The 7,095-nt window shown below is 67.1% G+C and carries 6 protein-coding genes and 1 pseudogene; 4 read left to right on the top strand and 3 right to left on the bottom strand.

Annotation, left to right across the window (positions count from 1 at the left end):
* The 4 genes and pseudogenes from ACLP4W_RS09530 to ACLP4W_RS09515 form a co-directional block, all read left to right on the top strand.
* Positions 1-633 (top strand): annotated as a pseudogene (locus ACLP4W_RS09530) (glutamine synthetase); the annotation flags it as partial.
* Positions 587-1,354 (top strand): gamma-glutamyl-gamma-aminobutyrate hydrolase family protein, encoded by a 768-nt coding sequence (locus ACLP4W_RS09525; protein ID WP_442385893.1) that lies wholly within the window; start codon positions 587-589, stop codon positions 1,352-1,354. The pseudogene ACLP4W_RS09530 and the gene ACLP4W_RS09525, both read left to right, overlap by 47 nt.
* A gap of 12 nt (positions 1,355-1,366) precedes the next feature.
* Entirely contained in the window at positions 1,367-2,734 is a 1,368-nt protein-coding gene (locus ACLP4W_RS09520) for an aldehyde dehydrogenase family protein (RefSeq protein ID WP_442385888.1), read from the top strand.
* Positions 2,731-3,507, top strand: coding sequence for a 3-oxoacyl-ACP reductase (locus tag ACLP4W_RS09515; protein ID WP_442385887.1), 777 nt, complete (start codon positions 2,731-2,733; stop codon positions 3,505-3,507). Before ACLP4W_RS09520 ends, ACLP4W_RS09515 begins: the two co-directional genes overlap by 4 nt.
* Here the strand turns inward: ACLP4W_RS09515 and ACLP4W_RS09510 are convergent.
* The 3 genes from ACLP4W_RS09510 to ACLP4W_RS09500 form a co-directional block, all read right to left on the bottom strand.
* Positions 3,489-4,451: a PPE family protein gene (locus ACLP4W_RS09510; protein WP_442385886.1), complete on the bottom strand. Its 963-nt coding sequence runs from the start codon at positions 4,449-4,451 to the stop codon at positions 3,489-3,491. The genes ACLP4W_RS09515 and ACLP4W_RS09510 overlap by 19 nt on opposite strands.
* 731 nt (positions 4,452-5,182) lie before the next feature.
* The gene (locus tag ACLP4W_RS09505; RefSeq protein WP_442385892.1) at positions 5,183-6,322 is read right to left on the bottom strand and encodes an alkaline phosphatase family protein; all 1,140 of its coding nucleotides are present in this window, start codon (positions 6,320-6,322) and stop codon (positions 5,183-5,185) included.
* 32 nt (positions 6,323-6,354) lie between these two features.
* Positions 6,355-7,095, bottom strand: coding sequence for a DUF6390 family protein (locus ACLP4W_RS09500; RefSeq protein WP_442385885.1), 741 nt, complete (start codon positions 7,093-7,095; stop codon positions 6,355-6,357).

Here is a 7,095-nt window from a genome sequence, read left to right as displayed (position 1 = left end):
AAGAGCCTGACGTTCATGGCGAAATACGATGAGCGCGAAGGGAACAGCTGCCACGTCCATCTCTCGCTGCGTGCCAAGGACGGTACCGCGGCATTCGCCGACGGCAGCCGACCGCACGGCATGTCGCCGACGTTTGGCAATTTCATCGCCGGCCTGTTGGCCACGTTGCGCGAATTGACGTTGTTCTATGCGCCGAATATCAACTCCTACAAGCGATTTGCCGACGGCAGTTTCGCGCCGACGGCAATCGCGTGGGGACTGGACAACCGGACCTGCGCACTGCGGGTCGTCGGCCACGGGCGAAACATCCGGGTCGAATGCCGGGTTCCCGGCGGCGATGTCAACCCCTACCTCGCGGTGGCGGCGCTGATCGCCGGCGGGCTGTACGGTATCGAACGGGGCCTCGAGCCACCCGAGCCTTACGCGGGCAATGCGTATGAGGCAACCGGCGTCGAGCGGCTGCCGGCCACCCTGGCCGAGGCGGCCACGGTGTTCGGGGAGTCTGCGCCGGCACGGGAGGCGTTTGGCGACGACGTTGTCGCGCATTACCTGAACAACGCCCGCGTGGAGTTGGCGGCGTTCAACGCTGCCGTCACCGATTGGGAGAGGATGCGGGGTTTTGAACGCCTCTAAACGTCCGGTGGTGGGCCTGACGAGTTATCTGGAGCAAGTGCAGACCGGGATCTGGGACGTCTCCGCGGGCTATCTGCCCGCCGACTACTTCGAGGGCGTCATCCTGGCCGGCGGTATCGCGGTGCTGCTGCCGCCGCAGCCGGCGGACGCCGACGCGGTCAGCGGTGTGCTGGACGGCCTGGACGCCCTGGTGATCACCGGCGGTTATGACCTCGACCCGGGAGCCTACGGTCAGCGACCGCATCCGACGACCGACCAGCCTCGCGCCGCACGGGATGCGTGGGAGTTCGCGCTGTTGCGGGATGCCCTGGATCGGGGGCTGCCGGTGCTGGGCATCTGCCGCGGCGCGCAAGTGCTCAATGTCGCGTTCGGCGGGACGCTGCACCAGCACCTGCCCGACGTGATCGGGAACTCCGGGCATCGGGCCGGCAATGCGGTGTTCACCTCGCTGCCGGTGCGCACCGTACCGGGAACGAGGTTGGCGGCGCTGATCGGGGAGTCCGCCGACGCGTCGTGCTATCACCATCAAGCCATCGACAAAGTCGGTGAGGGCCTCGTCGTCAGCGCGTGGGACGCTGACGGCGTGGTCGAGGCGTTGGAGCTGCCCGGGGATGGTTTCGTGCTTGCGGTGCAGTGGCATCCGGAGCAGACGCTGGACGACCTGCGGTTGTTCAAGGCGGTAGTGGACGCCGCGCGCTCGTATACGCGACGCATGAGCTGAGACGGGCCTGAGATGGGCACTGCGCAACTGATCAACCCCGCCACCGAGGAAGTGCTGCGGTCGATCGACCTCGTCGACGCCGCCGCGGTCGACGACGCGGTGCAGCGGGCGCGGGCGGCCCAGCGGCGCTGGGCGCGGTTGTCGCCGGCGCAACGCGCGGCGGGCCTGCGGGCATTCGCGGCCGCCGTCGACGCCCACGCCGACGAACTGGCCGCCCTCGAGGTGGCCAATTCGGGACACCCCGTCGCGTCGGCCGAATGGGAAGCCGGCCACGTCCGCGACGTGTTGACGTTTTATGCCGGTAGCCCGGAACGTTTGTCCGGCAAGCAGATACCCGTCGCCGGGGGACTCGACTTCACCTTCAACGAACCGTTGGGCGTGGTCGGTGTGATCACGCCGTGGAATTTCCCGATGATGATTGCGTCCTGGGGCATCGCACCGGCCCTGGCCGCCGGCAACGCGGTACTGGTCAAACCCGCCGAGTGGACGCCACTGACCACGATCCGGCTCGGTGAGCTGGCGGTGCGGGCGGGGCTGGACGAAGACCTGCTGCAGGTGCTCCCGGGCAGGGGCTCGGTGGTGGGGGAGCGGTTGGTCGCCCACCCGGACGTTCGCAAGATCGTGTTCACCGGGTCCACCGAAGTCGGCAAAAAGGTGATGGCCGGCGCGGCGGCGCACGTCAAGCGGGTGACCTTGGAGCTGGGCGGCAAGAGCGCCAACATCATCTTCTCCGACTGCGACCTGGAACGCGCCGCAGCGACCGCGCCGGCCGGGGTGTTCGACAACGCCGGGCAGGACTGCTGTGCGCGCAGCCGGATCCTGGTGCAGCGCAGCGTTTATGACCGGTTCATGGAGCTGCTCGAGCCGGCGGTCAAGGGCGTCGTCGTCGGGGACCCCGCATCCCGTGACACCGAGATGGGTCCGCTGGTGTCGGCCGCGCACCGTGACAAGGTGGCCTCCTATGTGCCCGACGGTGCCCCCGTCGCGTTTCGCGGCACAGCGCCGTCCGGTCACGGATTCTGGTTCCCGCCAACCGTTTTGACTCCGCAGCGCACCGACCGCAGCGTCACCGACGAAATCTTCGGTCCGGTGGTGACGGTGCTGATGTTCGACGACGAGCGCGACGCCATCACGCTGGCCAACGACACCGCCTACGGCCTGTCCGGGTCGATCTGGACCGACGACCTGTCCCGCGCGTTGCGGGTGTCGCGAGCGATCGAGTCCGGCAACCTGTCGGTGAATTCGCACTCGTCGGTCCGCTACAACACGCCGTTCGGTGGTTTCAAACAGTCTGGGTTGGGCCGTGAGCTCGGCCCCGACGCGCCACTGCATTTCACGGAGACCAAGAACGTGTTCATCGCGGTCAGGGAGGAGGGGTGATGGACTTGACCCGACGGCTGGCGGGCCGGGTGGCGGTCATCACCGGCGGTGGCAGCGGCATCGGATTGGCGGCGGGACGGCGGATGCACGCCGAAGGCGCGACCATCGTCGTCGGTGACATCGACCGCGACGCCGGTTCCGCGGCGGCCGACGAGCTGTCCGGTTTGTTCGTGCCAACCGACGTTTCCGACGAGGACGCGGTCAACGCGCTGTTCGACACCGCGGCCGAAACCTACGGCTGGATCGACATCGCGTTCAACAACGCCGGCATCTCACCACCCGAGGACGACCTGATCGAAAACACCGAGCTACCGGCGTGGCAACGAGTCCAAGACGTCAACCTCAAATCGGTATACCTATGCTGCCGGGCCGCGTTGCGGCACATGGTGCCCGCGCAGAAGGGTTCGATCATCAACACGGCGTCCTTCGTCGCGGTGCTGGGATCGGCGACGTCGCAGATCTCCTACACCGCCTCCAAGGGCGGGGTACTGGCCATGTCACGGGAGCTGGGAGTGCAATTCGGCCGGCAGGGCATCCGGGTCAACGCACTGTGCCCGGGACCGGTCAACACCGCGTTGCTGCAAGAGCTTTTCGCCAAGGATCCAGAGCGGGCCGCGCGCCGGCTCGTGCACGTGCCGTTGGGCCGCTTTGCCGAACCCGACGAGATCGCTGCTGCGGTGGCATTTTTGGCCAGTGACGACGCATCGTTCATCACCGCGTCGACGTTCTTGGTCGACGGCGGTATCAGCTCGGCCTACGTCACCCCTCTCTGACCGCCCCCCAGCCCCTGCGCAACGGCGCCTCCGTAGATGGGCATTGAGGTCGCGGCTGTTGTCCAGGCCCGAGGTACCGACAGTGTCCCGACCGAAGTCCCGATCGACGTCCCGCGGCCCTGCCCCGCGGTAATCACCGCTCCGCGAGCACCACCCTGGTTTGGCAGGAGCCATCGCAACGCCGCTGCCTTGTTGAGTGAATTCAGGCGGCTGATCGCGAAGCCCGACGGCGCACTCAGTGAACTCAGCTTCGATAGAGACGATGTCACCGGCGAAAGAGACGCATCGAACGTCGTCAGCGGTGACAAGGAAAGCGCCTGCAGTGCTTCGGGGATGGTCGAGATCACCTGGGATCCGGCCGATATGATCTGCGGCGCCGCGGTCACGCTCCAGCTGCCGCGCGTCCCCCGGTGAGCCGGCCCCGTCGTGTGAGGCCGCGGGGAGGCGAACGGTGTCACTGTGCAGGCATCGGCCGAGGCTTTGGCGTAGCTGTGCATGGCCGCGACGTTCTGAGCCCACATCCGTTCGTACTCCGTCTCGGTGTCCGCGATTGCCGGGCTGGTTTGGCCCAGGCAGTTCGCCGAGGCCAGCGACGTCCGCCGGGTCCGGTTGGCGTCGATCAGCGGTGGGGGCACCATCGCCGCCAACGCCGTTTCATGGGCATTCGCCGCCGCGGCGGCCTGGATGGCCGCGAGCTCCGCTTGCGCGGCAGTCGCGTAGAGCCAGTCCACATAGGGCGCGACGGCTTCGTTTAATGCCGTCGAGGCCGGGTTCTCCCATCCCGCTAGCAGTTTTGAGGTCACCGCCCTGTAGTCCGCCGCCGCGGTGTACAGGCGGGCGGCCAGCCGGTCCCAGGCCGCTACGGTCTCGGTCATCGATCCCGAGCCGGGACCTTCATACATTCGCCCGGAGTTGATTTCCGGCGGCAACGTCGCGAAATTCATTTACTGTCTCTGCCTAACTACGGCGGTCTGAGTTGTTTTTGAAAACATCGACTTTTCCCTTCAAGTCATAGACGCAGGGGTTACAGACGTGCTTGTGGACCGAATGCATCGCACGGCTTTGCGCGCTACGGCTGCCTGTGCAAGACGCTCAGACAGGTTGCTGTGATGAGTTATCAGCGACGGGCGACGCAGAGTTGGGTCAAGATGTCTCGGTCGGCAGGGGCGGACGGGGGTGCAACCACCCGTGCCGTGCCCGGTGGACATCCTGACATAGCAAAGGAAGCCGTTAACCGCGACCGGACCGTCTGTGGCCACAACGGGGTCCATGTCGACGGCCGATCGCGCGTCATCCATGTGTTCTTGGTTGGCTTCTGGTGCGTCGAATTGCCTGACGTAGCGCTACGGGCGAACAGGCTCGTGGGCTGGGAGTGATCATCAGGTTGTAGGTAACCGAAATCCACGCCGGCAGTTGGCGTCCCGTGTGACAACGCCGCTGGTTGCGGTAGTGCGGCCGTGGCAAACACGGACCCCCGCGCCGCCCAACCCGTAGTGACGGCTCCGAACAGACTCAGCGCCGCGACGATCGCGATGGCTGAACGCCATCGACGAGTCTTACCAGCGCCCCGAAATGTCACAGTGGCCCGACTGTACAACACCGACCCTGATCAACACCCGCAGCAACCTGTGAAAATGATCAAAGTCTGGTGTGTGTTCGGGGCGGCCTGCGACGACTAGGCCACCGCGCCAAAAGATTTGAAGGTGACTAGCGGAATCGCCATTTCGGCTGCGGTGGCCGCGCCGTGAAAAGCTATGAGGCGAGCCGTTTCCGGGGGCTCATGGCCGGTCGCCAGCACGGCTGCGTCGCCGGTGCACACGACGACGACATCGCCGATCCGCGGCAGGTTTGCCGGATCGACCGGCCCGAACATCCCGGTGGCCACCGCCTGCTCGCGGCTGTAGACGTGTGCCCGCCCGTCCAGCACCTCGGTCCAGGTGGCCTGCACATCCGCCGCGGTCCCCGGCTCGGTGTGTAGGTAGCGCACCCGCGCCTCGCCGGCGACCACGCGCACCCCCGCGCCCAGCCGTGGGTCGGTGTCGAGGTCGACGCGAGCGTCCGGCGGGACGTTGAGGCCGCCGTGGTCGGCGGTCACCAACAACGCGGCATTCGGGGGCAGCTTCTCGACAAGCCGGGTCAGCAGCGCATCGACGTGGGCCGCCGCTTCGTGCCATTGGGGCGATCCGATGCCGAAAACGTGGGCCGCCGTGTCCAGATCCGCGGTGTAGCCATAGACCAGTCCCGGAGACGCCCGCAGCTCGTCGGCAACCACCTGGGCGTAGTCATCGGTCGTGTGTGTCGGGCGGAAGTGGGCGCCCCGATACGCCGCGTCGGTCAGTCCGCTGCCCATGAACGGCGCAGGCAGCACGACGCGGGCACTGATGCCGGCTTGTTCCAGCCGCTCGAACCAGGTCGGCAGCGGTTGCCACGCGGTGTGCGGCGGGTCGTCACGCCACCGGATGTGGTTGAGCACTCTTTCGGTGCCGGGGACGTTCAGCGTGAAGCCCAGGATTCCGTGCTGGCCGGGCTGGGCGCCGGTGCCCAGCGATACCAGGCTGCTCGGCGTGGTCGACGGGAAGGTGCAGGTGAGTTGGGTCAGCCGTCCGGTGCCACCGGCCAGGACGGAGGCGAGCAGCGGCGCGCTGGCGGCCAACTCCGGTAACAGGTGCCAGCCCATCGCGTCCACCAGCACGACCGCGACGCGATCGACGCGATCGACTCCAACCCAATCGGCCAGTCCCAGCTTGTCGACCGCGCCCGAGGCCCCGAGCAACGCGGCAGCCGCGGGCAGCACGTCGCAGATCGAACCGGGCACTGGACCAGGCATGGGGTCAGTCTGGCACGAGATCAGGCGTGCGTGAGCCGTTGACTGGTCACCCGCAGCTGACGGTCCGTGCTCTCGGCGAGTGCGCGAACCTGCTCCTGTGACAGCCGGCCGCACAGCCTGCCCCAGTGCACCGCGACCTCGTCGCCCACGGCCACATCGGGCACCGCGCTGTATCCGTCGGCCCACACGTCGAGCATGCGCGCCGAGGGTTCCGCCAGCGCCAGCGCCCGACCATCCCAGGCCAGCTTGCGGCACAACACCTCGACATCAGCGTCGGTACAGGAAACGACTGTCCCCCAGGTGATCCGGCAATTGTCCAGCACGCTGAGCGGGTGTTCGTCCATGCGGCGACCGAGAAACCGGGTCCACGGATACACGCCGAAAACGTGGAAGCAGTGGTTGCCGGCGGCCTCGCACGCCAGGTCCGCCGTGAGATGCGACCAGTACCGTCCCGCCTGCGGGCCGATGATGGCCAGCAACGCATCGAAGAAGTCCTGCGGATCCAGCCCGGCGCCAACACCCCCGCCGAGCCAATACGACTCGACAAGCCGATAATCCAGCGGGTCGGAGATGCCGGCCAATTTGGACAGCACCCGCAAGTACGGCCAGGCCCCGGAAAACTTCGTCGCCGCGTTGCGCACCTCGTTGACCGAGCCGTCGCGCAAGGTGGCTCCCAGCGGCGGGCCGCAATACCCCAGCGCATTGGGGGCATAGGCGTAGCGGGCGAACATCTCGGCGCCGCGGCTGTCTGGGACGGCCAA

Origin of the sequence: Mycobacterium sp. (assembly GCF_052145595.1) — a bacterium.
Lineage (GTDB): Bacteria > Actinomycetota > Actinomycetes > Mycobacteriales > Mycobacteriaceae > Mycobacterium.
Note: the sequence above shows the minus strand (reverse complement) of the source record. Positions and strands in the feature narration are given on the sequence as shown.

What these genes read in the sequence shown, in the direction of transcription:
- ACLP4W_RS09520 (WP_442385888.1), top strand. Translation starts at nt 1,367, where the DNA reads ATGGGCACTGCGCAACTGATCAACCCCGCCACCGAGGAAGTGCTGCGG.
- ACLP4W_RS09510 (WP_442385886.1), bottom strand. Translation starts at nt 4,451, where the DNA reads ATGAATTTCGCGACGTTGCCGCCGGAAATCAACTCCGGGCGAATGTAT.